The 24,945-nt window shown below is 49.0% G+C and carries 26 protein-coding genes and 1 tRNA gene; 5 read left to right on the top strand and 22 right to left on the bottom strand.

The genetic code is table 11. The features are described from left to right. Positions 1-89: 89 nt before the first annotated feature. The 3 genes from DFQ01_RS02700 to DFQ01_RS02710 all read right to left on the bottom strand — a co-directional run bounded on the left by DFQ01_RS02700 (position 90) and on the right by DFQ01_RS02710 (position 4,692). On the bottom strand, positions 90-1,757 hold the full coding sequence (locus DFQ01_RS02700; RefSeq protein ID WP_110042322.1) for a peptide ABC transporter substrate-binding protein: 1,668 nt from the start codon (positions 1,755-1,757) through the stop codon (positions 90-92). A 405-nt stretch (positions 1,758-2,162) separates the two neighbouring features. After that, positions 2,163-4,184, bottom strand: a complete 2,022-nt coding sequence (locus DFQ01_RS02705) for an amidohydrolase family protein (RefSeq protein WP_110042323.1) — start codon at positions 4,182-4,184, stop codon at positions 2,163-2,165. An 85-nt stretch (positions 4,185-4,269) separates the two neighbouring features. Beyond that, the gene (locus DFQ01_RS02710; RefSeq protein WP_110042324.1) at positions 4,270-4,692 is read right to left on the bottom strand and encodes a CBS domain-containing protein; all 423 of its coding nucleotides are present in this window, start codon (positions 4,690-4,692) and stop codon (positions 4,270-4,272) included. Between the two features lie 117 nt (positions 4,693-4,809). Here DFQ01_RS02710 and DFQ01_RS02715 point away from each other — a divergent pair, with 117 nt between their 5' ends. After that, on the top strand, positions 4,810-5,166 hold the full coding sequence (locus tag DFQ01_RS02715) for a DUF4870 domain-containing protein (protein ID WP_342769974.1): 357 nt from the start codon (positions 4,810-4,812) through the stop codon (positions 5,164-5,166). 60 nt (positions 5,167-5,226) lie between these two features. Here DFQ01_RS02715 and rpsR read toward each other — a convergent pair whose 3' ends face one another. From rpsR to rpsF, 3 genes are read right to left on the bottom strand one after another with little or no spacing between them, the layout of a single operon-like run. Beyond that, positions 5,227-5,505, bottom strand: coding sequence for a 30S ribosomal protein S18 (gene rpsR / locus DFQ01_RS02720; RefSeq protein ID WP_110042325.1), 279 nt, complete (start codon positions 5,503-5,505; stop codon positions 5,227-5,229). 20 nt (positions 5,506-5,525) lie between these two features. Further along, positions 5,526-6,080: a single-stranded DNA-binding protein gene (gene ssb, locus DFQ01_RS02725; RefSeq protein ID WP_110042326.1), complete on the bottom strand. Its 555-nt coding sequence runs from the start codon at positions 6,078-6,080 to the stop codon at positions 5,526-5,528. A 39-nt stretch (positions 6,081-6,119) separates the two neighbouring features. Continuing rightward, positions 6,120-6,407, bottom strand: coding sequence for a 30S ribosomal protein S6 (gene rpsF / locus DFQ01_RS02730; protein WP_110042327.1), 288 nt, complete (start codon positions 6,405-6,407; stop codon positions 6,120-6,122). Between the two features lie 227 nt (positions 6,408-6,634). On the opposite strand from rpsF, the gene DFQ01_RS02735 reads away from it, so the two are divergent. Then, positions 6,635-6,820: a YjzC family protein gene (locus tag DFQ01_RS02735; protein ID WP_110042328.1), complete on the top strand. Its 186-nt coding sequence runs from the start codon at positions 6,635-6,637 to the stop codon at positions 6,818-6,820. A 1,012-nt stretch (positions 6,821-7,832) separates the two neighbouring features. On the opposite strand, the gene DFQ01_RS02740 is transcribed toward DFQ01_RS02735, so the two are convergent. The 4 genes from DFQ01_RS02740 to DFQ01_RS02755 all read right to left on the bottom strand — a co-directional run bounded on the left by DFQ01_RS02740 (position 7,833) and on the right by DFQ01_RS02755 (position 9,427). Beyond that, a tRNA-Ser gene (locus DFQ01_RS02740) sits at positions 7,833-7,923 on the bottom strand. A 97-nt stretch (positions 7,924-8,020) separates the two neighbouring features. Next, positions 8,021-8,251 carry a DUF951 domain-containing protein gene (locus tag DFQ01_RS02745; protein ID WP_110042329.1) on the bottom strand — a complete coding sequence of 77 codons (231 nt, stop codon included), beginning with the start codon at positions 8,249-8,251 and terminating at the stop codon, positions 8,021-8,023. Next, positions 8,241-9,119, bottom strand: coding sequence for a mechanosensitive ion channel family protein (locus tag DFQ01_RS02750; RefSeq protein WP_110042330.1), 879 nt, complete (start codon positions 9,117-9,119; stop codon positions 8,241-8,243). The genes DFQ01_RS02745 and DFQ01_RS02750 overlap by 11 nt, the downstream gene beginning before the upstream one ends. A gap of 59 nt (positions 9,120-9,178) precedes the next feature. Further along, positions 9,179-9,427 carry a putative Se/S carrier protein gene (locus DFQ01_RS02755; RefSeq protein WP_110042331.1) on the bottom strand — a complete coding sequence of 83 codons (249 nt, stop codon included), beginning with the start codon at positions 9,425-9,427 and terminating at the stop codon, positions 9,179-9,181. 194 nt (positions 9,428-9,621) lie between these two features. On the opposite strand from DFQ01_RS02755, the gene yyaC reads away from it, so the two are divergent. After that, positions 9,622-10,209, top strand: coding sequence for a spore protease YyaC (gene yyaC / locus DFQ01_RS02760; protein WP_110042332.1), 588 nt, complete (start codon positions 9,622-9,624; stop codon positions 10,207-10,209). Here yyaC and DFQ01_RS02765 read toward each other — a convergent pair. From DFQ01_RS02765 to rpmH, 12 genes are all read right to left on the bottom strand, one after another. Then, positions 10,184-10,672, bottom strand: coding sequence for a DUF4446 family protein (locus DFQ01_RS02765; protein ID WP_110042333.1), 489 nt, complete (start codon positions 10,670-10,672; stop codon positions 10,184-10,186). The two genes, yyaC and DFQ01_RS02765, sit on opposite strands and share 26 nt — an antisense overlap. Positions 10,673-10,793: 121 nt before the next feature. Beyond that, positions 10,794-11,963 (bottom strand): aminotransferase class V-fold PLP-dependent enzyme, encoded by a 1,170-nt coding sequence (locus DFQ01_RS02770; RefSeq protein ID WP_110042334.1) that lies wholly within the window; start codon positions 11,961-11,963, stop codon positions 10,794-10,796. 377 nt (positions 11,964-12,340) lie between these two features. Continuing rightward, positions 12,341-13,195, bottom strand: a complete 855-nt coding sequence (locus DFQ01_RS02775) for a ParB/RepB/Spo0J family partition protein (RefSeq protein ID WP_110042335.1) — start codon at positions 13,193-13,195, stop codon at positions 12,341-12,343. Further along, the gene (locus tag DFQ01_RS02780) at positions 13,176-13,949 is read right to left on the bottom strand and encodes a ParA family protein (protein ID WP_110042336.1); all 774 of its coding nucleotides are present in this window, start codon (positions 13,947-13,949) and stop codon (positions 13,176-13,178) included. The genes DFQ01_RS02775 and DFQ01_RS02780 overlap by 20 nt, the downstream gene beginning before the upstream one ends. 228 nt (positions 13,950-14,177) lie before the next feature. Continuing rightward, positions 14,178-15,002 (bottom strand): nucleoid occlusion protein, encoded by an 825-nt coding sequence (gene noc, locus DFQ01_RS02785; RefSeq protein ID WP_110042337.1) that lies wholly within the window; start codon positions 15,000-15,002, stop codon positions 14,178-14,180. 201 nt (positions 15,003-15,203) lie between these two features. After that, on the bottom strand, positions 15,204-15,926 hold the full coding sequence (gene rsmG, locus DFQ01_RS02790) for a 16S rRNA (guanine(527)-N(7))-methyltransferase RsmG (RefSeq protein ID WP_110042338.1): 723 nt from the start codon (positions 15,924-15,926) through the stop codon (positions 15,204-15,206). Between the two features lie 9 nt (positions 15,927-15,935). Further along, positions 15,936-17,837, bottom strand: coding sequence for a tRNA uridine-5-carboxymethylaminomethyl(34) synthesis enzyme MnmG (mnmG, locus tag DFQ01_RS02795; protein ID WP_110042339.1), 1,902 nt, complete (start codon positions 17,835-17,837; stop codon positions 15,936-15,938). Positions 17,838-17,864: 27 nt separating this feature from the next. Further along, entirely contained in the window at positions 17,865-19,244 is a 1,380-nt protein-coding gene (gene mnmE / locus DFQ01_RS02800; protein WP_110042390.1) for a tRNA uridine-5-carboxymethylaminomethyl(34) synthesis GTPase MnmE, read from the bottom strand. 88 nt (positions 19,245-19,332) lie between these two features. Continuing rightward, positions 19,333-19,983: an RNA-binding cell elongation regulator Jag/EloR gene (gene jag / locus DFQ01_RS02805; protein WP_110042340.1), complete on the bottom strand. Its 651-nt coding sequence runs from the start codon at positions 19,981-19,983 to the stop codon at positions 19,333-19,335. Further along, entirely contained in the window at positions 19,980-20,777 is a 798-nt protein-coding gene (locus tag DFQ01_RS02810) for a YidC/Oxa1 family membrane protein insertase (RefSeq protein WP_245946489.1), read from the bottom strand. The genes jag and DFQ01_RS02810 overlap by 4 nt, the downstream gene beginning before the upstream one ends. 191 nt (positions 20,778-20,968) lie before the next feature. Beyond that, positions 20,969-21,316: a ribonuclease P protein component gene (gene rnpA / locus DFQ01_RS02815; RefSeq protein WP_110042341.1), complete on the bottom strand. Its 348-nt coding sequence runs from the start codon at positions 21,314-21,316 to the stop codon at positions 20,969-20,971. Between the two features lie 77 nt (positions 21,317-21,393). Then, positions 21,394-21,528 (bottom strand): 50S ribosomal protein L34, encoded by a 135-nt coding sequence (gene rpmH, locus DFQ01_RS02820; protein ID WP_110042342.1) that lies wholly within the window; start codon positions 21,526-21,528, stop codon positions 21,394-21,396. 676 nt (positions 21,529-22,204) lie between these two features. Between rpmH and dnaA the strand changes: the two genes are divergently transcribed. After that, the gene (gene dnaA, locus DFQ01_RS02825) at positions 22,205-23,551 is read left to right on the top strand and encodes a chromosomal replication initiator protein DnaA (RefSeq protein WP_110042343.1); all 1,347 of its coding nucleotides are present in this window, start codon (positions 22,205-22,207) and stop codon (positions 23,549-23,551) included. A gap of 215 nt (positions 23,552-23,766) precedes the next feature. Then, a complete protein-coding gene (gene dnaN, locus DFQ01_RS02830) occupies positions 23,767-24,909 on the top strand; it encodes a DNA polymerase III subunit beta (RefSeq protein WP_110042344.1) in 1,143 nt (380 codons plus the stop codon). Positions 24,910-24,945: the final 36 nt, after the last annotated feature.

Below are 24,945 nucleotides of genomic sequence, written 5' to 3' on the forward strand. Positions count from 1 at the left end.
CCACGGGATATATGCCCTAGTACTCGCACATATCCCGCTCTGATTGAACCATACCTAATCATCAGGTCCGATCGGTTCGATCAGCCCTCTTAACCTTCGTAGTATCCACGCGTGTAGTCGATATCGCCTTTATAGTCGATAAAGATCCCTTTGAAACCTTTCTTCTCTAGGAACACGTCGCTGTAGTAGTAGATCGGCATGATTGCACGCGTGTCGATCAGCAGTTTTTCCGCTTGCGACATGAGGCTCATGCGTTCTTTTGCGTCAGTGGATGCATAAGCTTTCGCAACAAGATCGTCATACTCTTTGCTTGCGAAGCCCGTGTTGTTGTTGCCGCTCTTCGACGTGAACAAGTCGATGTACGTCATTGGGTCATTGTAGTCCGCTCCCCAACCGCCGCGAGCAACTTGATAGTTCAGCTTGTTGCGGTTCTCGAGGAACACGCCCCATTCTTGGTTCTCGATCGAAACTTCTACGCCGAGATTTGTACGCCACATTTCAGCAATTGCTTCTGCAATCTTTTTGTGGTTATCGTTCGTGTTGAACGTCAGCTTGATTGCTGGCAGCTTCGTAACACCCTCTTCCGCCATACCTTCAGCAAGCAGCTTCTTCGCTTCATCGTAGTTCTCTTCGAAGAATGTATCCGGTACTTCTGTGCGGTATTCTTCCTTCTCGCCGGCAATGCCCGGAGGCACCACGCCGTAAGCTGGAAGCTCGCCTGCACGGGTTACTTTCTCCGTAATATCTTTGCGCGAGATCGCCATCGAGAACGCCTTACGAATCTTCTCGTTGTTGAATGGCTTTTCCGTCGTGTTGAACAGGTAGTAGTACAGACTTGCGATACCTTTTTGGTTGAACTCGTCTGCCAAACTCGATTTCAGCGACTCCAGTTGGTCCGCTGGAATTTCGCCGGTCGGCTTACCCGCCCAGTCGAGCTGATCGGTTTGGTACATGCTCAGCTCCGTTGCAGAGTCTGCAACCTCGTAGAACTCTACGCCAGCAAGCTTCACATCGTCCTTCGCATAGTAGTTCTCGTTCGGTACGATTTTGATCGACGTATTCTTCTGCCATTCGCCCATTTTGAACGGACCGTTGGAGATGATCGTCGATGCGTTTGCTGCCCAAGCCTCGTTGTCTTTTACCGATTGGTGAACCGGGAAGAACGTTTGGAACGACATCAGGCTTAGGAAGTAAGGTGTTGGCGAGTTCAGATTAACAACGAGCGTATGATCGTCTGTCGCTTTAACGCCGACTTGATCCGCCGTTGCGCCTTTACCCGTGTTATAGGACTCAGCGTTTACGATGTAATACAACTGGTAAGCATAAGCCGATGGCTCAGGCTTCAGCTCCGGATCGAGCGCACGTTTCCATGCGAATTCGAAATCGCCTGCCGTTACAGGATCGCCGTTGCTCCATTTTGCATCCTCACGCAGGTGGAACGTATACGTTTTACCGTCTTCACTAATGTCCCATTTCTCTGCGATACCGGGAATGTTCTGACCGTTCTCATCTTTACGTGTCAGACCTTCATACAGACCATTCAGTACCGTGAACGACACTTGGTCTTGCGATTGCGCTGGGTCAAGCGTAGGTGGCTCCGTCGAGATATTCATACGGAATACTTTGCTTGTTGCAGCGCCAGAACCAGACTCCCCAGTCTCCGTTCCTTTGTTTTCATCCTTTGGTGTGCAGCCGCTGACGAGCAAGACAATCGCCATAACTGCAGCAAGTGATGATAGCCCTAACTTGAACTTCATTGTCGCACATCCTCCAATTCTGTAATGTAATGCATGATGTTACGGAGTTGCGTAAATGCAAGTGCTTCAAGGAGACTAAAAAACATCGGCTGAATAAATAAACAATAATTCCGATAAATATTTATTTATTTGTTTGTACAATATTTACAGTAAATTATTACTAATTAATTCACCTACACTCCTCAAATTTAGCCTGCATTTCTCACTATACAATTATAAAATATCACAAATCAATGTATAAATATTTACATTTCAATCCATTTGTACGTTCTGCTTCCTCGATGGCTATAGGATGTGTCGGAAGAGCCTTGTTCAGCCAAAAAAACCGATAATCGTAAGCAGGTACATGTTTCCTGCCGTACGATTATCGGTCCTTTATTGGCCTATCTATTATAGGTTTGTGAGCTAACTTACCGTCCAAGTTATCCCATTGTTTGTGACATTCGTGCCAATCAGTTTCATGAATGAGTCGATGGGGGCATATGCCCGATCGCCAACGGACAGTAATTCCACCTTGGCTCCATTCATCGTTGCCTCGTAGCCGCGTTCCAGCATTAAGGTTCCAGTTACAGGAGGCTCACTAGCTGACTTCGCCATTGCTTCATTATAGGTTGATGAGCCGTCTGACCGTTTTTGATTTCGAACAATCGTAAATTGATGGTTTACCTTATCCCATTGCATTTCATAACCCTGATCACTAGCCGCGTATAAATCTACATACTGCAGTCCATTGTAAGACAAGAGCGGATACTGCTTGCCGTTCCAATCCAGCTGACCACCCATCGTACCATCGACTCGTTGGAATTGACTCTTAATAGGCTGCCCTACATGTATGCTGTGGTTCAGTTTACCATTAGAGAGCGCCGTTTGACCGCCAACCCATACATATTTGATGCCTGATGAATACAGCTCCGGATGCTCCACCGTTGACTCGTCGATAATCGTCTTATAGTCGAACACGACGAGATCGGCATCCATCCCTTTCGCCACGCGGCCCTTCTTCTTGAGCAGCGGAGCTTCCCTTTCGAGACGCTGAGCAGGTAACAAACTTGTCTTCTCGATTGCCTCCATCAGTGTTATGACACCACGTTCACGTGCATACAGTCCGATCGTTCGGGCAAAAGTTCCCGAAGCCCGCGGATGATTATTCAGCCCTGGCTCCAGAATTGCATCGCTGCCAATCATCACATAGCTCGGCTTGATCGACTCCTCAATATCTTCAGGTGGTATCGCATAGGCGACCGCAAGCTTGCCTTCTCTCTGATACTGCATGAATGTTTCCTTCGTCAGCCGTTCCGTTGAACCTGCCAGCTGCAGATCATTGTACGTGATATGGAAGCGACTTTGCCACCCTTCGTCAAACCTTGCCGAGTTTAGATAGGTACCCCAGTAATCATAAGGGTAAATGCATGCTGTAATGTCCAATCCTTCTGCACGTGCCTTCTCCACAAGTGCAAGTGACTGCGTCATCGAGAACGTCCCGCCCGTGCTGTTAATGTGATCAATATGTACAGCCGCTTCCGTCTGACGAGCATAACCGATCAGCTCATTAAGTCCATCAATATTCGTTCCTGGCTCTTCCATATCCGAATACCGCGCGTGAAAATAGACCGGCACATTGTATTCATGCGCCAGCTCCATGAGCGGTATAATCTCTGCCGCTTGAATGCCGGGTACATACTCAAGGCTGAATGAAATTCCAAGTGCCCCATCATTAAGTGCCTTCTCGGCCTGTTCCTTCAACTTAGCAATCTGGTCCGCCGACGCACGGTCGTACCGCCCCAATTGGAATTGATTGCGTGCCTGCGAGTAGAAGAAGCTGGCGCCGTAATGCACAGGCGTCTCATTGCGGCCATAATAGTCATACCATTTGTCCGGAGTTGACGTCCCGCCATGCATAGCAATATTACTTGTCACGCCATCGGCAATCTTGTTCCATACGCCAAGTGGGTTCGGGTCATAGGACAAATTGTCGATGAACCCCGGCGCGACGATTAATCCGGATGCATCAATGGTAAGCTTGCCCGTTAGCGGCTTAGCCGTTACGACTCCAATCTTGTCACCGATGATGCCAACGTTCATCATTGCGTCCAGCTTGGTCTCCGGATTAATGACACGTCCGCCTTTAATGACGGTATCATACGTTTGCATCAAATCGTTTTTCGTAACAGCAGCCTCCGCTAGCTGCTCACCCGTTGGTATAGCTGCAGAGCGTCTGCCTCCCGCCTTCTGCCCTTTGCGTCCGCCTTCTTTACCGGCAGCCTGCGTGTTATTTCCATCTAATGACGCATCCTCAACAGTCTGTCCGATCTCGTTATGCATGCTGCCCCATATAATGAGGCCGCCAATCAAAATAAAAACCACCGCCAAATTCGCAATTCCAATGATTCGCTTGCGATTTCGACGGCGGTGTTCATGCTCTTCCATCGTCATTTGCCTCCAGTGCAACAAGATAGTGTTATGCCAAATTCTTACACTACCGTATTATTGTTGTCACCTTCCGGCAAATTCATTACAGAAGAGTTTGGGGCACGCCGGCCCACATATTTTTTTCACAATAATCGATCACGTCACTTCTTCTTACAATACCAATAAACCGCTTCAAGTCATCGATGACTGGAACGAAGTTCTGTACTTTTACGAGCGATATAAGATCACGAATATCGGCATCGACGTGAACCGGATGATTGCTCATGCGCAGTGGTACGTCTGACAGTTTAATTTTGTTCGTCTGATCGAATGACAAATCGTTATTTTTCATATGCCACAGCAGATCGCCTTCCGTCACTGTCCCAACATACATCCCGTCCTGGTCGAGAATAGGAACTGCTGTATAACGATGATGCTCCATTCGTTCAAGCGTCTGTCTTAACGTCGCACTTTGCGGGATATGCATGACCTGCTGCTTCGGCAGCAGAAAGAACGCAATGTTCATGCCTGATATACCCTCCGTTTCAGATGGATGCTGCTTCACCTACTATATAAACATAATAAAGGTCCAGCAATCATATATAAATCATAACCTTGTTTCCCAAAGAAAGGATGGGGATGAATGATGCAGCCTCCATCACTTGGCCCTGATCAATCTTCTACAGGCATGGATGCCAAAGTGGCCGCGATGCTCTGTTATTTCGGCAGCTTTGTATCCGGCTTCTTGTTCCTCGTCCTCGAGAAGCAGAGCCGGTTCGTCAAATTCCATGCCATGCAATCGATTATCGTCTCTGCCACACTGATTGTCATCCATCTCATTCTAGGTATGATTCCGTTAATCGGGTGGTTCGCTGCTGCACTGCTCGTACCATTATCGTTTATCCTATGGCTTGCCCTTATGCTGCTTGCGCTTCAAGGCAAGTGGTTTAAGCTCCCGATCATCGGGGACTTTGCAGAGCAGCAAGCGTACAAGTACTGACTATATGCATAGGGACAAAAAAAGCAGCCGGCTAAATGCCGGCTGCCTCTTGTAATCGAACTATTCCGTCGTGTACGGCAGAAGAGCGATTTGACGAGCGCGTTTGATCGCAACCGTCAGAAGACGCTGATACTTCGCACTCGTACCCGTCACACGGCGTGGCAAAATTTTGCCGCGCTCGCTGATGAATTTACGGAGCAGATCGGTGTCTTTGTAATCAATATTCTTGATTTTGTTAACCGTGAAATAGCACACTTTACGGCGCTTGTTACGGCCTTTACGACCGCCGAATTTACGTTCTGGACGATCTTGTCCTTCTTCGCGTGGCTTGAAGCTCATGTTCGAACCCATCCTTTCAATTAAAATGGCAAATCATCTTCCGAAATATCGATCGGTCTTCCGTCATCGGAGAATGGATCCTTGTCATTCCGTTGGTTTCCGCCGCCGGAACGGCCTCCGCCATACGATCCGCCGCCAGTGTTGCCACCGCCGCCAAATCCGCTATTACCTCCACCGCCGTAGCCGCCGCCACCGCTATTGCCTCCGCCATAACCGCCGCCGCTTTCTTCACGTCCACCGCCACCGTTATCACGGTTGCCGGATTCCAAGAAACGAACGTTGTCAGCAATCACTTCCGTTACATAGACGCGTTTGCCTTCGTTGTTCTCGTAGTTGCGCACTTGAATACGGCCTTCGACCGCTGCAAGACGCCCCTTGCGAAGATAGTTCGCACACGTTTCAGCAAGCTGCCTCCACGTTACGACTGGTATGAAATCAGCTTCACGTTCGCCCCCGCCACTTGTAAATGGCCGGTCGACCGCCAGCGTAAACTGCGTTACTGCGACACCTGCAGGCGTATAGCGCAATTCAGGATCGCGCGTTAATCTGCCAATCAGAATCACACGGTTCAACATCGCGATAACCTCCCAATCGATCGATCCCTGCGTACATCATTAAGCAACATCTTTAACGATAAGAACACGAACAACTTCGTCCGCAATCTTCATGACACGATCGAGTTCTGCGATAACTTCTACCGGAGCGGAGAAGTGTACGAGAACATAGATTCCGTCACGTTGCTTGTTGATCTCATACGCAAGACGACGTTTACCGATGAGGTCAGTTTTAGCAACTTCACCGCCGCCGTTCGTGATGACGCCATTGAATTTGTCAACGATAGCTTGAACAGATTCTTGTTCCACATCAGAACGAAGGATGTACATTACTTCATATTTGCGCATTTGATTCACCTCCTCATGGACTTTGCGGCCCCCGTAAACGGGAGCAAGGAGCGAGCGCTAACTCGCATACCATATTACTATACCAAATTGGCCTACTGGTGGCAAGCACGGAAGCATCACCGAATTCTACCTGTTTGCAATGGAGCGGCCAGGCGCACACTACAACGGAGACGCAGCATATATCTGCGCTTCGTAAGTACCTACACATAATGGAGGGATCGAGATCGATGGGTGAATGGACATTATTCTCGCCTGGCGACAAGGCACCTAACGACGGCACTTATATTGAAGATGGCGTAAACTCGTTCCATATGGGCATCAACAACCCGCAGATCGTTAAGCTTCACAAAGGGCAGCGTTTCCCGGAGACGAGCAACCATGAGCGCAAATGGAAACGGATGCCGAAGCAATAATTTCGAATCGTTAACAATTCGTTAAAAATCCGATGCATAAACAAGCTCCCCTCAGCGCATTATACTATCGACGGCGAAATGAGAGGTGCAATTCCGTTGAACACGATTGTTAGATGGAATCCGTAGAAATTTGACACTTATGAAAGAAGCGAGGGGTTGTGCTAAAGACAACGTCTGTAACACCATCGTAAAGTTTCAAAGATCGCCCAACTAGGGTATCGGATGAACACGACGAATTCTGCCGCGAATTCGTGACGATGATCCGAAGTTTCTTACGTCAGAAGTGATCAGTTTCATATCCTTCACAAGCCGTCAAAGAGAGCCCGCAAGGGCTCTTTTTTCTACCCTTTTTCTACCCACCCAAACCCTCCCTGCAAGGGAGGGCCCCAGAGGTCCTGTGACCTCTGGACTCCTCACAAGTACCGCTCGTGTTCATGTGGATCGTCCGCACGCCCTTGCCGCATTCGCGGCAAAGCTTTTGTTCTAAGTATCTAGATATGGTCCGCGGTCCGCACACTGTGTTCGCTCATGTTCAACAGTCACCGCCCATTAATGAACCTTCGGCCCGCTGCGACACTCTGTGAACCAGAACCAATAAAGATCAATGAGCCGTAGGGATAAACAAAAAAGCCCTGTCATAGGGCTTTGGGAGACGCTCTTGAAATTTACATTACTCATTGATATCTCCTTATCCCTCTCTTGCACCAACTGGAGCAGCTTATCGCAGTCTCATCAATGGGCGGTGACTGGTGGACACGCACGAAATAAGGATGCGGGCGATAGACCGTACCTAGGTACTTTGAACAAAAGCTTTGCCGCTTCAGCGGCAAGAGCGAGCGCACGACCCGCATCATCAAAGTTGCGTCCTTGTAGGGAGTCCAGAGGGCACAAGCCCTTTGGAGCCCTCCCTTGCAGGGAGGGTTTGGGTGGGTAGGAGATCCTTCAAAAGGATCCAGGATGACAAATAAAAAAACGGCCCTCGATTAAATCGAGAACCGTTAGTCGCTATGTATGGCGGAGAAGGTGGGATTCGAACCCACGCACGCTTTGACACGCCTAGCTGATTTCGAGTCAGCCCCCTTGGGCCTCTTGGGTACCTCTCCGTGGTGAAGACAAGACTTATAATAACACACCGTAAATGTCATTGCAAGTCTTTTCAAATTGTCGGAATAGTTCTATTTCATCTACTTCGTTCGACTGCTACTCTGACCCACTTGCTGCATTCTGCTGCTGTCCATCCTCTTTGGATCGAAGCACTTTCTTCATGTTTTTCTCAAACTTAGCCCGAGGAATAAGAACGCTATGCTGACACCCTACACACTTGATGCGAATATCCATGCCCATCCGTATAATCTCCATCTCGTTAGTTCCGCAAGGATGCTGCTTCTTCATCTGGACAACGTCGCCCAACTGAAACTCTTTACGTTCCATTTCGAATCTCTCCTCTCTCCGTCCGCTGGTACGTCACCATTCTTGGATAAGGCAGATCAATATGATGCTCATCGAATGCCCGCTTAATGATGGCGTTTAGTGCACGTGATACGACCACCTGCATCGTAGGCAAACATTCCACAATCACGCGCAGAGTAACCTGCTCCGGTCCAAGCGTCTGCACGCCAAGCACCTGCGGCTTGCCAGTAGTATGCTCTAGCACCAGTGTATCAGACTCAAGCGTCTTCTTCATTATTTCAATTGCGCGATCTACGTCTTCCTCATAGGCAATGGCGATATCAACGAATGCAACCGAGTTGTTCATCGAGAAGTTCGTTACTTCGTTAATCATGCCATTCGGAATGATGTGCATCTCACCCGTCCAGCTCTTCACTCTTGTTGTTCGCAGACCAATCAATTCAACCGTTCCTTTGAACTGTCCGACCTGTATAACGTCGCCTACCGCGAATTGATCCTCTAGAATAATGAAAAACCCCGTAATAATGTCCTTCACCAAACTTTGCGCACCGAAACCGATCGCTAAGCTGATAACACCTGCACCCGCAAGCAATGGAGCCAGATTAACATTGAATTCCGCCAGAATCAGAAGCGCCCCGACGAAATAAATCAAATAAGTCGATACATTCTTCAGCAGCTTCCCGACAGTCAGCACACGGCGTGTGTAGCTGGCCTGCTTCATCTCCCGCTCGATCATCATTCGGTTAATGGACTTATGTATAACAAGCTCTACAACCCTGCCAATTACGAGAATCGCTGCGACCCGAACAATCGATAGCCCAATGTCCGCCCATCTCTCATGACTTGATAACCAATCGACGACCTCATTCCAAGCCTGCGTGATGCCCATCTTTCCTCAGCCTGCCCTTCCTTGCAATTGCACCTGATGTCTAATTATCGTCCTGCTGTTTAATCTCGTACAATCTGCTCGAAATGCTCTCCGCCAGCCAGCTCCCGAAACATGCCACGAATTTCAACCTTCTCCGTTTCAATGACGTCCCACACGGCAGTCTCATCTTCATCGGGGAATCGGATCGATAACGCACACCCTGCTGTTATACCCTTTGGGGTCGGACACAAATCAATCTCAATATCAATATATTCTAGCAGCATCTCCATACGAAGGGCTTGCTGCGTTGAATCGAAGGCGATAAGCATATGCACTCTCCTAAAATAAGGCTGCCCGAGACTCTGCTGCAACTCTTTGCTGCAATCCGATCACTATGGTCGGAAACATAATACAGGCAGGTCTCTACCCGCTTTTCGCTGCGGTGTATATTTTCTCACACAAGTATAAATTGGTTGTCCCAACCATATACTAGTATTACATTACGAGAGGCGGAGGGGAAACTATGAAACTGTCATCGTTATATGAATCGCCTTTGAAGGTGCCTTATCAAGAACCAAATGCGTCCGGCATACTGACCAACCGTTTAACCGTTCTGCTGAACGGCTTATCCGGCAATCAGCGCATTGTTGTCGTATGCGTTGGCACCGACCGCTCCACTGGCGATTCACTCGGTCCGCTGATTGGGACGACACTCGGCAACTACCGCAGTTCGCACTTTGAGCTGTATGGCACATTGGAGGAGCCTGTCCATGCGATGAATTTGGAGGAAACACTTAATCAAATTCATCGCCAGCATCCGCATTCCTTCGTCATCGGAATTGACGCTTGTCTAGGACAAGTTACGAGTGTCGGCAATATTCAAGTCGGCATCGGACCTGTACGGCCCGGCGCCGGTGTGAACAAGCAGCTTCCACCTGTCGGTGACATGCACATTACGGGAATCGTTAATGTTGGCGGCTTCATGGAATACTTCGTCCTTCAGAATACGCGGCTTCATCTCGTTATGCGCATGGCCGACGTGATTGCCCATAGCCTCTTCTCAGCCATCATGAACTGCCGTAGTTCTAGGCCTGCTGCGATGCAAGAGTAACGGCCTTCTTCTCCTCTGGCGTAAGCGTATATGGCGAGCTCCCTTTCTCGAGCGGCTTTGCATACACATACGTATCTTCCCGACTATGAAGGCCGCTCAGTACGATTCCGTCCTGCGAGTCATTAATAATAGCCAGCGAGAAGCTCAGATCGCTCCCATTCTCTGCGAATGCATTGTAGCGATGTACGGCTACCTTGCCTCTCGATTCACTCAACGCTTTCTCCAACTTCTCATACGCCTTGTCTTGTTCAGCCATCTTGATCTGCTGATCATCCAGCTGCTGTCTAATCTCAATAAGCATTTCCTCTAGGTTCGTAACGCCCATTCCATCCATCGATGCAACATACTGTTTTCTTAGTTTTTTTAACCGGCGACCAATGACTGACATCCAGATAATCAACAATACAATTACGACAGATAATGCTACTACTGCTACCTGCATAGGCGACAATGCTTCATTCATCCAAACTCGCTCCCCCGCTGCTATAAATCCCGTTAGTCCCAAATACAATATTTGCTGCTGACTCGACCATTATATGATCCAATAACCAAGCATTATACCTGTCTAATATTACTTGTCTTCGTTATCCGGCTGGATAATGAGCGCTTATTTCCTTCATCGCCTCTACAAGCGCCTGCGCCTCTTCCTCAGTCGTGTAACAGCCCACACTTGCTCGTACAGCACCTTTTTCGAGCGTACCTGCCGATGCATGGGCAAGCGGCGAACAATGGTATCCTGCCCGTACAGCGATTCCATAATGCTGGTCTAGAATGAATGACAACTCCGATGCCTCTGCTCCCTCTAGGTTAAAAGCTACGATACCTGTTCGTGGTTGTCCTACGGACGGACCAAGCAGCTGTATGCCCGGAATCGCTGACAGTTGCTCCATCATCAGCTGTGTTAGCCGCCATTCCTTAGTATGGATCGTTTCAACTGACTCATTCAATATGTAACGCACACCTGCGGCCAATCCCGCGAAGCCCGGCGTATTCGGCGTCCCTGCCTCGTATCGGTCAGGCCTGACATTAGGCTGCTCTGGTGCTTCCGACTGGCTGCCGGTCCCGCCATGCAGCAATGGCGTCAGATCAATCTCAGGATGGATATAAAGCCCGCCAGTCCCCTGAGGCCCAAGCAGTCCCTTATGCCCCGGAAAAGCCAGCATATCGATCCCCATCGCGTTTACATCGATCGGTAGAATGCCCGCACTTTGTGCGCCGTCGACCAGCAGTTTCACACCGTGCTTTCGGCAGATCTCACCGATGTCTGCTACAGGCGCTATCGCTCCAAGCAGATTCGAACTATGGTTAACGATGACAAGCGTCGTTGAAGGCACAATCGCTTCCTCCACACGCTTCGGTTCTATACTTCCATACGGATCTGCCTCTACATAAGTTACGTTAATACCAAGCGCATGCTTCAAATATTCGAGCGGCCGTCTTACCGAGTTGTGTTCAACAGCCGTCGACACTACATGATCACCCGGTCTCAAGAATCCCTTAATCGCTAAGTTCAGTGCAGCCGTCGTGTTTGATGCGAATGCAATATCGTTCGGATTGCCAATCCGGAACAACTTCGCCAGTTGCTTGCGCGCATTAAATAAATGTCGACTCGAACGCACTGCCATTGCGTGACTTCCTCGTCCAGGGTTTGCCGTATCATACAGCATTGCATCACGCACTGCATCAATGACTTCAGGCGGCTTCGGCCATGAGGTTGCTGCATGGTCCAAATAAATCACTTTCTGTTGATCCATTCACTCGTTCTCCTTCCACCCTTGCAAGCGTTAAAGATTAAAACCGAGGAAATCGTTCTTTAACATGAATGCCTCACCACCTCGACCACCGACGATCCTTTGACTAATACAAACTTTCCTATATGGCAACAAATAGCATACCACCGTGTATACGTCCCTAAACAACAGGAACTATGACCACTGAGGTATGCTATCGCTCTTGTACTTCCTATGAGAAAACCTTTATCGAGGTCCTTCGGAGACTCGGAATAAATCGCGTTGCTCCCTTCAAGGGTCGGCAACAACCCGATTCACCTCGCCAACAGGAACGGCCTTTTCATCTACTCGTCAGTTCATAAATTGTTAATTGGTAGAATGATAACGTTCATCGTACAATGCTATGCAAGATGCTGCTGCAGCAATTCAAGCAGTCGTTCGAGATCCTGTTTGTTATAATACATCAGTTCGATGCGTCCTTTATCCTTCTGCTGTTTAATCCGAACCGTCGTCTTGAATTGGTCGCGGAGCGTCTCTTCCATGCTTTCCAGATAAGGATCACGTTTCTTCGCCTTTGCCGTCTTATCTTTGTCCGGCTGTTTCTCTGGCTGCGTCTGAGTGGCCGCCTCTAGCTCCCGTACACTCCACTCTTGCTCGATCGTCAACCGTGCCAACTCTAGCTGTTGATTCGTGTCCTTCAAGCCGACGAGTGCACGCGCATGCCCCATCGATAATGTTCCACGTGAAACATCTTCCTTGATACTCGGCGGAAGCGTCAGCAGACGGAGGAAGTTCGCAATGTGCGAGCGAGACTTACCCACCTTCATCGACAGCTCTTCCTGCGTCAGTTCGAACTTATCCATCAGCGCTTGATACGCAATAGCTGTCTCAATAGCATTCAGATCTTCACGCTGCAAGTTCTCGATCAGCGCGATCTCCATAACCTGCTGATCCGTAAACTTTCTTACGACCGCTGGTATCGTTGTGTTGCCGCACAACTGTGAAGCACGGAAACGCCGCTCACCAGCAATGATTTCATAGCCTCTAAGCACCGTCCGAACGATAATCGGCTGAATGACACCATGCTGTTTGATCGACTCCGCTAATTCTTTGATCGATTCCTCATCGAATGTCTTCCGAGGCTGATAAGGGTTCGGTCTCAACTGCGTTAATGAAACTTCAATTACCTTATCGTCATCCTTAACCGATAGCGACGGAATGAGCGCATCAAGTCCTTTACCTAGCCGCTTGCTCATACATGATCACTTCCTTCGCCAGCTCGAGATACACCTCTGCGCCCTTGGAGCGTGGATCGTATGTGATAATTGCCTGTCCGTGCGAAGGCGCCTCGCTCAGCCGGACATTACGCGGGATAATGGTCTGGTACACTTTCTGTTGGAAATACTTCTTCACTTCTTCGATGACTTGAATACCTAGGTTCGTTCTCGCATCGAACATCGTCAGCAATACACCTTCGATTTGAAGACTCGTATTCAAATGCTTCTGAACAAGACGAACGGTATTGAGCAGTTGGCTCAACCCTTCCAATGCGTAATACTCGCATTGAATCGGAATTAGAACGGAATCAGCCGCAGTAAGCGAATTAATCGTCAAGAGACCAAGCGAAGGAGGACAGTCGATCAGAATATAATCGTAATCCTTGCTCACCAGCTGAAGAGCCTTCTTCAAGCGAACCTCACGCGATATCGTCGAGACCATCTCGATCTCGGCACCTGCAAGTTGAATCGTAGCCGGAATAATATTCAGACCCGGTACATTGGTCGAACAAATAGCATCCTTCGGATGCACATCATCGATAAGAATATCATAAATGCAGTTTTCAACGTCCGCCTTGTTGATCCCGATTCCACTTGTCGTATTCCCCTGCGGATCTATATCAACCAATAGCACGCGTTTACCCAGCGAGGCTAGGCACGCTCCCAGATTCACGGACGTTGTCGTTTTCCCGACACCGCCCTTCTGGTTCGTAATCGCAATTGTTTTAGCCAATCCGTTCACCTCTTGTGTGTGTGCAATCGATTCGTCTGAAAATGAGAAAACCTCTAGCGAGGCCTCTCCAAGTGAGCGACCGCGTTTAGAGGTAAGTTTTATCGCCATCAGAAAATTCTACCCCACTTCAATACCTTCGTAAGTAATATATTCTCCCTATGTGGGCAGAAAAGGCGGCCTTAACGACCGCTTCGCCAGGCAACGTCGAACCAGCTATCGAGCAACAAATTAACGTTTCGGAATGTGTATTATAATTTCGTAATGATCATCACGATCATTTTCTTTCGTATCAATCTTCAATCCGGAAGTCGTCACCATCTCAATCGATTGACGAATCGTGTTGAGCGCAAGCCGAACATCTTTCGTGAACGAAATGCGTCTAGCCTTCTTCGCTTTTGAAGCTTCCTTATAGAAAGCAACTCGAGCTTCTGTCTGCTTAACGTTCAATTCTTTTGAGATGATATCACCTAGAACCTTCACCTGCAGCTCTTCTGTGTCGAGGGAAAGAAGCGCTCTAGCATGACGTTCCGTAATTTTCCGTTCCATCAGCGCAATTTTTACCGGGTCACTTAATCCGAGCAGACGAATCTTGTTCGCTATCGTCGATTGGCTTTTGCCAAGACGCTGCGCCAGGCTCTCTTGCGTCAACTGATGAAGATCGATCAGCTTCTGATAAGCAATCGCTTCCTCAAGCGCTGTAAGACCTTCACGCTGCAAATTCTCGATTAACGCGATAGATGCAGCCTGTGAATCGTTGAATTCACGTACGATGGCCGGTATTTTTTCTAGTCCAAGCTTGGTGACTGCACGCCAACGACGCTCACCAGCAATAATCTCATAGCGACCATTACGCAAACGAACGACAATTGGCTGAATAACGCCATGAGTCTTAATCGTTTGGCATAACTCATCAATACGATCATCATCGAAGATCGTCCGAGGCTGGTAAGGGCTCGTATCGATGTCGCCAATCGGAATTTGCTTCACTTCATCCGATTCCGGATTGTTTCGTTGATCGGCTATCCCGAACAACCGTGAGAACTGTTCTTTCATAGTGTCAACTACCACCCGATTTTAATATGCCATTGTCCGTACGACCGATCAATGCCTGTACTACATTCTCCGAGTACATTCTTGCCTATTATCTATTCGATATAAGAATTCTCATTTCCTGCTTGACATCTATATCGGCACAAATAAGTTTGCCGTGAATGTTTCACGTGAAACATTCACGGCAAAGGTTGCATGGATCAATTATACGATTGGCTGCTTTAAAGGCGTTCCCGCCTTGCGTGGATATTTCTTTGGCGTCTGATCCGTCTTCTGCAGCAGTACGATATGCCGCTCCGATTGCTCCCAAGGAAGCTGCATCGCTTCAACGCCAATTCGCTTCGCCCGAAGCTCACGCATGCTTGTTGCTGCCTCATGCAGCTCCTCCGAAGGGTCTCCACCCTTCATTGCAGCGAATGTACCGCCCTTCCGTGCGAATGGAAGGCAGAACTCATTCAATACATTGAGCTTCGCCACCGCCCGAGCCGTCACTAGATCATATTGATCACGGTGCTCTGGTAATCTTGCGATATCTTCGGCTCTGCCATGCAGACACGTGACGTTCTGAAGTCCAAGCTCCGAAACAACATGCTGCAGGAACGCAATCCGCTTGTTCAACGAATCTACGATTGTTACCTTCAGATGCGGGAAGCAGATCTTAATCGGCAGGCTCGGGAATCCTGCGCCTGATCCGATATCGGCAATACTGCTTGCCCCATTTATATCGACGTAGAATGAGAGCGATACGGAATCGTAAAAATGCTTCTCATATACCGCTTCCCGCTCCGTAATGCCGGTCAAATTCATTCGCTCGTTCCATTCGACCAGCAGCTTATAATATTGTTCGAATTGGTTCAGTTGCTCTTCAGTCAGCATAATTCCGTGCTCCGCAAGTTTGCTGCTGAACCACGTCCATGTTTGATCCATCTAGTTTCGTTACCCCCGTGCCGCATGCCGCGATGCTGTTACCCGATTGTAGTGTTCCAGGTAAACGAGCAGAATTGAGATGTCAGCAGGTGTAACACCCGCCGTGCGGGATGCCTGACCAATGGAGATCGGTCGAATGTTAGACAGATTCGTCTTCGCCTCGTTTGCAAGGCCATGAACGTCGAAATAGTCGATGTCATCTGGAATTCGCTTCTTCTCCATCTTGTTCATCCGCTCAACCTGCTGCAGCTGCTTCTCGATATAACCGCTGTACTTCACTTGAATCTCGACTTGCTCCTTCATCTCTTCCGTCAACTCGTATGGAGCCGGCGCCAGCCGTTCAACATGCGCATACGTAACCTCAGGACGGAGCAGCAGCGACAACGCGGAGCAGCCGCCTGTCAGCGGAGCCGAACCGATCTCTTCGAGCATCGACTGAACGGGCTCTTCCGCACGAATTTTAGCCGACTTCAAACGCTCGATCTCCTGCTCAACCAGCGCCTTTTTGTTCAAGAAGCGATCGTAACGGTCTTGCTTGATCAGACCGATATCATAGCCAATCGGCGTGAGACGTAGATCCGCATTATCATGGCGAAGCAGCAAACGGTATTCAGCTCTTGAAGTGAGCAGACGGTAAGGCTCCGTCGTCCCCTTCGTTACGAGATCGTCGATCATTACGCCGATATAGCCTTGGGAACGCTCGATAATAACAGGTGATTTGCCCTGCGCTTTGCGCGCCGCATTAATACCTGCGACAATCCCTTGACCGCCCGCTTCCTCGTAACCCGAAGTACCATTGATTTGCCCTGCTGTGAAGAGACCTTCCACCAGTTTCGTCTCGAGCGTTGGCCACAGCTGCGTCGGCACGACTGCATCATACTCGATCGCGTAGCCCGTCCGCATCATCTCCACTTTTTCCAAACCAGGAATCGAACGCAGCATGTTCAGCTGCACATCCTCTGGCATACTCGTCGACAAGCCTTGCACATAGTACTCAGACGTGTTCTTGCCTTCTGGCTCAAGGAAAATCTGATGCTTCGGCCGGTCGGCGAAACGAACGATTTTGTCCTCGATTGAAGGGCAATATTTCGGACCTGTTCCTTCAATCATACCTGAGAACATCGGTGCACGATGCAGGTTATCACTAATGATCTGATGCGTCGTCTCCGACGTGTATGTCAGCCAGCATGGCAGCTGCTCATTATTCGAACTCTCTGTCTCATACGAGAAAAATTGCGGCTTGTCATCGCCAGGTTGAATTTCCGTTTTGCTGAAATCAATGGTGTCGCCATGAACGCGCGGCGGTGTACCCGTTTTGAAGCGTGCCAGTTGGAAGCCGAGCTCCTTCAAACATTGCGACAGCTTAACCGAAGGCTGCTGGTTGTTCGGACCACTTTCATACATGAGCTCGCCCATAATGATTTTGCCACGCATATAGGTGCCTGTCGTAATAACGACCGTCTTCGAACGGTATTCCGCACCCGTCTTCGTAATAACACCCACACACTTGCCTTCCTCGACGATCAGCTCTTCAACCATTCCCTGACGGAGCGTCAGATGCTCGGTTTCCTCAATCGTCCGCTTCATTACATGCTGATAATCGAACTTATCGGCCTGTGCACGAAGTGCATGAACCGCAGGCCCTTTGCCTGTGTTCAGCATCCGCATTTGAATAAACGTACGGTCGATGTTGCGGCCCATTTCACCGCCTAGAGCATCAATTTCACGAACCACATGACCTTTTGCCGGTCCGCCGATCGACGGATTGCACGGCATGAAAGCGACCATATCAAGGTTGATCGTCAGCAGCAGCGTTTCGCAGCCCATACGCGCCGCAGCAAGTGCCGCTTCAGAGCCGGCATGACCGGCGCCGACGACAATAACGTCATAACTTCCTCCGAAGTATCCCATTGTATTTCCCTCCCGACTTTCTGATTCTTATTTGCCCAAGCAAAACTGCGAAAATATTTGATCCAGCAGCGATTCGCCTGCTGCGTCGCCTATCACTTCACCAAGCAGCTCCCACGCCTGCGTAATGTCGATCTGCGTAATATCAATCGGCACTCCTGCATTTGTCGCATCAATTGCATCTGTAAGCGACTGCTTAGCCCGCTCCAGCAGCGAAATATGACGTACATTCGTGACATAGGTCAGATCGTTCGTTTCAATACCGCCTGTGAAGAACATATCACTCACGACTTGTTCAAGTCGATCAATCCCTTGCTCCTCCTGCACCGACATCTGCACGATACGCTCAGACGGGAACAGACGCTCAAGCTCGCTTGTATCCAGCTGCTTCGGCAGATCGATTTTGTTCAAAATAACGACAACCTGTCGGTCAGCGAGCTTATTCATCAATTCCCGATCATCGTCATGCAGCGGCTCATTCTGATTCAGTACGAACAGAATAAGATCAGCGTCCTCCAGCGCAGAGCGCGAACGCTCGACACCGATCCTCTCCACCACATCGGATGTTTCACGGATGCCTGCCGTATCCAGCAGTCGGAGTGGAATCCCGTTAATGGTGACATACTCTTCAATAACATCACGTGTTGTACCTGGAATATCAGTTACAATCGCTTTATTTGAGCGCGACAGCGCATTGAGCAGCGAAGATTTGCCGACATTCGGTCGTCCGACAATCGCCGTCACAATGCCCTCACGCAATATTTTCCCTTCTGAAGCGGTTTTAAGCAACCGGTTAACGCCTTCCAGCGCCATACCGCACTGGGTACGGATGAATGCGCTCGTCAGCTCTTCGACATCATGCTCGGGGTAATCGATATTCACTTCTACATGCGCAATTACTTCGAGGATCTGCTGTCGCAGCGGCTTAATTTGCTTCGTCAGTGCCCCCTCCGACTGCTTCCTCGCCACCTGGAACGCACGGTCGGACTTCGACCGAATCAAATCTATAACGGCTTCCGCCTGCGTAAGGTCAATTCGACCATTCAGGAATGCCCGCTTCGTAAACTCACCCGGTTCAGCCAACCGCACGTCACCTTGACGAAGCACAAGCTGCAGTACATTTTGCGCTGCAATAACACCGCCATGCGTGCCGATTTCGACAACATCCTCACCTGTGAAAGAACGCGGTCCGCGCATGATCGTTACGAGCACTTCCTCCACTCGTTCGTTCGTCGCAGGATCTACAATATGGCCATAATGAACCGTATGCGTATTTGCTGCCTCGAAATTATCTTTTGTTTGAAAAATAGCAGTCGTCCGCGCAATGGCATCTGGTCCGCTAATTCGGATAATGGCAATACTGCCTTCCCCGACTGCCGTCGCGATCGCTGCTATCGTATCGTGAGACATTACCATTTAAAAACGCTCCTCATAAAAAACAGCAATGACCGCAAGAGCCATTGCTGCAAATAGTACGCTGCTTAACCGTTACTGCTCATTATTCGCTGATTCTCTCTTTCGCATTCCTCTCCAGGAGTGCGATGACGACGCGCCGATTCGGCTCCTCGCCTTGACTGAACGTGCGAACGAGCGGATGCTGCTGCAGCTGCGAATGAATAATTTTACGTTCCTGCGGAGACATCGGCTCGAGTGTGACTTCCTTCCTCGTCTTCACGACGCGGTCGGCAAGCCGATCCGATAATTCCTCCAGCGTTTTCCGTCTGCGTTCCCGGAAACCTTCCGCATCGAGCACGATTCGAACGGGCTTGTCACTGTAACGGTTGGCCACAATTGTGGTCAAGTATTGCAAAGCATCGAGCGTCTGGCCCCGGCGGCCAATCATCTGACCGAGATCGTCTTCCCCTTCAACTTCAATAAGGAAGCCATCCTTCGAATCCGAGCCGGATACGTTCACTTTCAGTCCCATACAGCTGGCGACTTCGATTACGAACTGCTCCGCATGATCATAAGGAGTCGGAAGCTCTTCGAGCTCCACTTTCGCCTCTTTCACACCAATCAAGCCGAACAAACCTCTTGAGGGCTGCTCCAGCACAACCGTGCGCACGCGGTCTTCCGTTGTTTGCAATTGATGTAGTCCGTTACGGACCGCCTCTTCTATCGTTTTTCCCGATGCGACAATTTTCCTCATTTCGCTGGAACACTCTCCTTACGCTTGGATGGGCGTACGTACAGGAAATAGTTCTGAACAATTGTATAGAGGTTGCTGTAAATCCAGTACAGTGGCAGAGCAACTGGGAATTGAAGCGCCATAACGAAGATCATGACTGGGAAAATAAGCAGCATAACCTGCATACCCGGCATCGCCGTCTTCTGCTGCGACTGCATCATCTTCGTCTGCGTGAATGTCGTGATCGCTGCGATGATTGGCAATGCGTAAGCCAACATCATGCCTTGCTCTTTAACATTCAAGCCCAATTGCAATCCCAAAAATTTATGACCGTAAATCGCACTGTTTGTCGAAATGGAGTTGTACAACGCGATAAATACAGGCATCTGAACAATCATCGGGAAGCAGCCTGCCATCGGATTAACGCCATTCTGTTGGAACAGCTTCATTGTTTCTTGCTGCACCATCTGCGGGTTATCCTTGTGCTTCTTACGAATCTTCTCAATCTCTGGCTGAATAGCCTGCATCGCCTTGGAGCTGCGGTATTGCTTGAGCGTCAGCGGAAGAATTAATGTCCGCACTACAATCGTCAGAAGCAGAATCGCTAGTCCATATTCTCCATTAAATAGCGTAGCAAACTTGTCGAGCACTAATGAGAACCAATAAACGACGTTACGCTGCCAGAAACCACCCTGCAGCATATCCTCGGTTGTCATGTGTTGACGCGTTGACGAACAGCCGGCAAGGACCGCCATCATCACGATCAGGCCCGCGACAAGCAGCCATTTGCGTTTAAAAATGCGGGACAATATCACAAACTCCTCTCTGAACAGAGCAAATGCTTTTCCAACCTAAACTATACCATATTCTTGGTTTCAATGAAACAACTCGTACAGCAAGGTGAAACGGGGTGATGCCTTCTTCTAGATGGCTCAGTACGTTCCATTCCGGAGAAATATAGGCTTATGTACCAGCATAGAACTAAGCATCTTATATTTCAGGCAGATTACGGCCGAGCCTTGAGCAATCCGGCCCTCTTCAGCACGTGAATAACGCTCTTCTCCAGCTCTTTCGTCTTCATCTCTACCGCCGGCTTGCGGACGATGAGGATTAGATCAACATGCGGCGCAATTCGCTCCGAGTTAAGCCGAACAATTTCTTTCACTACGCGGCGCATCCGATTGCGTACGACAGCGTTTCCGATTTTTTTGCTGGCGGATACGCCAAGTCGAAACGGCTCCGCTGCAGGCTGCTTGGACCAATACACAACGAATTGACCATTGGCGAACGACTTGCCGCCACGGTAGATCCGGCTGAAATCCGCACGATTCCGAAGTCTCAGCTTGCGATGCATAGACCCACCTCCGCTTCCTATGATATAAGGTTGGGCAAAAAACATAAAAAAAAGACCACCGCACAGTGGTCTCAAACTTACGCGCTCAGTACTTTTCTTCCTTTTTGACGACGAGCAGCCAGTACCTTGCGGCCGTTCTTCGATGCCATCCGTTTACGGAAGCCATGGTTCTTCTTACGCTTGCTAACATTCGGCTTAAATGTAGGACCCATTATTGTTGCACCTCCTTGAAAAGATCATCATATGTCCTTCTCCGAAGAGAATAAGGTTCTGCGGGTTACGTGCACATTCTAATAAAGAAGGCATTCACCAGCTGCCGGACTTGATCGGGTATATCTCTGACTGTCCCGACAGCCCTGAAAAAAGACCTTTTTATATTTAACCACGCGGCTAGGCAAAAGTCAACTCTGGCTGAAGCTGCGAACGAGGTGGAATCCGCGCAGTTGTGCACAATTCAATCGGCGGAGTTTATTTTTGTGGATATGTACAAGCCGATTGTGAAATCTGACGAAAATTAATAACATGTGCATAATTTTTGGCCGATTGCTGCGAAAGGTGTCGAAAGTTTAACAGGATATTAACAATATCTTGTGCTGTCAGTAACATTTATACACAACCTGTAGGATTTGTGGATAATCAGGGCAGATTCGTTGTAATATAAGGCTTCTTTTGCTATGATAGATATGTTTTCGATGTGGATACCGGCCTATAATCATATTTGTTATTAACACCCTGTGGATAACATTGTGAACAAATCCATCCCCTCTTGATAGATAGCGGGATTTCTTTCGTTTATACTGTGGATTTCTATCGTAGTAGCTGCTAAGCGTACTCCGGAAACCGCATAATAACAACAGATCGGCCAATCAGATGAAGGAGTGACAAGCTGTGGACAGCCATACCCCGGATATGTGGCAGCAAGTGCTGTCGGTGATCCAGACGAAGCTCAGCAAACCAAGCTTCGACACATGGTTTAAAGCGACCAGGGCCGACTTGAAGGGCGATGTTCTTGTCGTAACCGCACCAACGACATTCGCCGCTGAATGGCTGGAAAGCCGATACACGAAGCTGGTCCGAACAACAATGTTCGAATTTCTGGGACGTACGGTCGATGTGAAATTCGTTATTGAGGAAAACCGACCACCGGAACCGGTGCAGCCGCCGCCAATCGCGGTGCCAGCCGCCGTATCGACCGATGAACCTTTCAACCACCTGCTAAATCCCAAATATACGTTTGAAACGTTCGTCATCGGTGCCAATAACCGTTTCGCCCATGCAGCTTCACTTGCTGTAGCTGAGGCGCCGGCCAAAACATACAATCCGCTGTTCCTATACGGCGGTGTTGGACTTGGCAAAACGCACCTTATGCACGCTATTGGCAACTATATACTGGATCACAATCCGAGCATGAAGGTTATGTATATCTCTTCTGAGAAGTTCACGAACGAGTTCATTAATGCGATCCGCGACAACAGCCCAGAGAGCTTCCGCAATAAGTATCGCAACATCGACGTACTTCTCATTGACGATATTCAATTTCTTGCCGGCAAGGACGGAACGCAAGAGGAATTTTTCCATACATTCAATGCGCTTCATGAAGAGCGTAAACAGATCATCATCTCCAGTGACCGCCCGCCGAAGGAGATTCCGACGCTGGAAGAACGGCTACGTTCACGGTTCGAATGGGGATTGATGACGGATATACAAGCGCCTGACTTAGAGACGAGGATTGCGATTCTGCGGAAGAAAGCGCGAGCGGAAAACCTTGAAATCCCGAATGAAGCGATGGTTTACATCGCCAACCAGGTCGATACAAACATTCGGGAGCTTGAAGGTGCGCTAATTCGGGTCGTAGCCTATTCGTCACTCATTAATGAGGACATCTCGTCCCATCTGGCAGCTGAAGCACTTAAAGATATTATTCCGACCAGCCGTCCGAAGATGATTACGATCAATGATATTCAACAGAAGGTCGGCGAATTTTACGGATTGCGGCTTGAGGAGTTCAAAGCGAGGAAGCGGACGAAGGCCGTTGCCTTCCCGCGCCAAATTGCGATGTATTTATCTCGTGAGCTAACCGATTACTCGCTGCCGAAGATCGGCGAAGCGTTCGGCGGCCGTGACCATACGACAGTCATCCATGCCCATGAGAAAATTACGACGCAGCTAAAGGCTGACCAGGATCTGTTCAAGATCATTCAGAACTTGAGCGAGAAAATAAAAAATCATACGTGAATAACTATGAACAAACGAGCAAGCCTATGCACAAGCTATGCACATGTGGATAGGCTTGCTCTATCAGCGTTCAAAGCGCTTATCCACATATTCACCGCGCCTATTACTATTACTTCTAGTATTTTTAAATAAACATCGTCTATAAAACGACATCGAACATCATTCGTCGACAAGCATAAATTCGACGCGCCAACTAGCGACATAGGAGTGAAAGCATGAAATTAACAATATCGAAAAACGAATTAAACGATGCCATCCAACAAGTCGCAAAAGCGACATCGTCTCGTCCGGCTATTCCGATTCTTGGCGGTATCAAATTCGAGGTAACTCATCAAGGTGTAACTTTAACAGCAAGCGATACGGACATTTCGATCCAAAGCTTTATTCCTGCCGAATCAAGCGACACTGTTATTGCAAGGGTTGAGAAGCCGGGCAGCGTCGTACTGCCAGCGAAGTTTTTTGTCGAGATCGTTAAGAAGCTTCCTTCCGACAATGTCGAAATCGAAGTGAGCGATCATTTCATTACGATGATCCGTTCCGGTTCCACCGATATTCAAATGGTCGGTCTGGATCCAGAGGAATTCCCAGTGCTGCCTTCTATCGAGCAAGGCGACGTGCTGCAAATTCAGGGTGACCTATTGAAATCGATTATTCGCCAGACGATTTTCGCTGCATCCACAAGTGAACAAACGCCAATTCTGACAGGTGCACTTGTGAACTTGCAGGATCAGCAGCTTCGTTTTGTTGCAACTGACCGTCACCGTCTTGCGTATCGAACAGCGAAGGTCGACTCGAGTGATGACCTGCGATTCTCGAATATCGTTTTGTCTGCGAAGACGCTAAACGAACTTTCCCGCCTCATTCCAGACGCATCGGCACTCGTCGATATGGTTGTGGCTGATAACCAGGCGCTGTTCAAAATCGGCAACGTGCTGTTCTACTCGCGACTATTGGACGGGATCTACCCGGACACTTCCAAGATTATTCCGCAATCGTTCAAAACAGAACTCATTGTGGATACTAAAAAAGTTACGGATGCTGTCGACCGTGCATATCTGATGAGCCGTGAAGAGAAAACAAATATTGTTCGCCTCGTTACGCTTGACAACGGCGGCATTGAAGTTTCGTCCAGCTCCTCCGAGCTTGGCCGTGTTACAGAGCAGCTTGAAGCATTCAAGATGGAAGGCGATCCGCTTCGCATCGCTTTTAACTCCAAATATATGCTCGACGTGCTCAAAGTTATCGACAGCGAGCAGCTGAACATCCAGTTCAACGGTGCGATGAGCCCAATCATTATTCGTCCGGTTGATCATCCGCACAGCACGTACGTGATTCTGCCTTACCGTACAACCGGCTAAGCTGCGCGTTAAGCTTACGAAAGAATGGAGAGTTAC

This window comes from Paenibacillus cellulosilyticus (assembly GCF_003182255.1).
Lineage (GTDB): Bacteria > Bacillota > Bacilli > Paenibacillales > Paenibacillaceae > Paenibacillus_T > Paenibacillus_T cellulosilyticus.

What these genes read in the sequence shown, in the direction of transcription:
- DFQ01_RS02700 (WP_110042322.1), bottom strand. Translation starts at nt 1,757, where the DNA reads ATGAAGTTCAAGTTAGGGCTATCATCACTTGCTGCAGTTATGGCGATT.
- DFQ01_RS02705 (WP_110042323.1), bottom strand. Translation starts at nt 4,184, where the DNA reads ATGGAAGAGCATGAACACCGCCGTCGAAATCGCAAGCGAATCATTGGA.
- DFQ01_RS02710 (WP_110042324.1), bottom strand. Translation starts at nt 4,692, where the DNA reads ATGAACATTGCGTTCTTTCTGCTGCCGAAGCAGCAGGTCATGCATATC.
- DFQ01_RS02715 (WP_342769974.1), top strand. Translation starts at nt 4,810, where the DNA reads ATGATGCAGCCTCCATCACTTGGCCCTGATCAATCTTCTACAGGCATG.
- rpsR (WP_110042325.1), bottom strand. Translation starts at nt 5,505, where the DNA reads ATGAGCTTCAAGCCACGCGAAGAAGGACAAGATCGTCCAGAACGTAAA.
- ssb (WP_110042326.1), bottom strand. Translation starts at nt 6,080, where the DNA reads ATGTTGAACCGTGTGATTCTGATTGGCAGATTAACGCGCGATCCTGAA.
- rpsF (WP_110042327.1), bottom strand. Translation starts at nt 6,407, where the DNA reads ATGCGCAAATATGAAGTAATGTACATCCTTCGTTCTGATGTGGAACAA.
- DFQ01_RS02735 (WP_110042328.1), top strand. Translation starts at nt 6,635, where the DNA reads ATGGGTGAATGGACATTATTCTCGCCTGGCGACAAGGCACCTAACGAC.
- DFQ01_RS02745 (WP_110042329.1), bottom strand. Translation starts at nt 8,251, where the DNA reads ATGGAACGTAAAGAGTTTCAGTTGGGCGACGTTGTCCAGATGAAGAAG.
- DFQ01_RS02750 (WP_110042330.1), bottom strand. Translation starts at nt 9,119, where the DNA reads ATGGGCATCACGCAGGCTTGGAATGAGGTCGTCGATTGGTTATCAAGT.
- DFQ01_RS02755 (WP_110042331.1), bottom strand. Translation starts at nt 9,427, where the DNA reads ATGCTTATCGCCTTCGATTCAACGCAGCAAGCCCTTCGTATGGAGATG.
- yyaC (WP_110042332.1), top strand. Translation starts at nt 9,622, where the DNA reads ATGAAACTGTCATCGTTATATGAATCGCCTTTGAAGGTGCCTTATCAA.
- DFQ01_RS02765 (WP_110042333.1), bottom strand. Translation starts at nt 10,672, where the DNA reads ATGAATGAAGCATTGTCGCCTATGCAGGTAGCAGTAGTAGCATTATCT.
- DFQ01_RS02770 (WP_110042334.1), bottom strand. Translation starts at nt 11,963, where the DNA reads ATGGATCAACAGAAAGTGATTTATTTGGACCATGCAGCAACCTCATGG.
- DFQ01_RS02775 (WP_110042335.1), bottom strand. Translation starts at nt 13,195, where the DNA reads ATGAGCAAGCGGCTAGGTAAAGGACTTGATGCGCTCATTCCGTCGCTA.
- noc (WP_110042337.1), bottom strand. Translation starts at nt 15,002, where the DNA reads ATGAAAGAACAGTTCTCACGGTTGTTCGGGATAGCCGATCAACGAAAC.
- rsmG (WP_110042338.1), bottom strand. Translation starts at nt 15,926, where the DNA reads ATGGATCAAACATGGACGTGGTTCAGCAGCAAACTTGCGGAGCACGGA.
- mnmG (WP_110042339.1), bottom strand. Translation starts at nt 17,837, where the DNA reads ATGGGATACTTCGGAGGAAGTTATGACGTTATTGTCGTCGGCGCCGGT.
- mnmE (WP_110042390.1), bottom strand. Translation starts at nt 19,244, where the DNA reads ATGTCTCACGATACGATAGCAGCGATCGCGACGGCAGTCGGGGAAGGC.
- jag (WP_110042340.1), bottom strand. Translation starts at nt 19,983, where the DNA reads ATGAGGAAAATTGTCGCATCGGGAAAAACGATAGAAGAGGCGGTCCGT.
- rnpA (WP_110042341.1), bottom strand. Translation starts at nt 21,316, where the DNA reads ATGCATCGCAAGCTGAGACTTCGGAATCGTGCGGATTTCAGCCGGATC.
- rpmH (WP_110042342.1), bottom strand. Translation starts at nt 21,528, where the DNA reads ATGGGTCCTACATTTAAGCCGAATGTTAGCAAGCGTAAGAAGAACCAT.
- dnaN (WP_110042344.1), top strand. Translation starts at nt 23,767, where the DNA reads ATGAAATTAACAATATCGAAAAACGAATTAAACGATGCCATCCAACAA.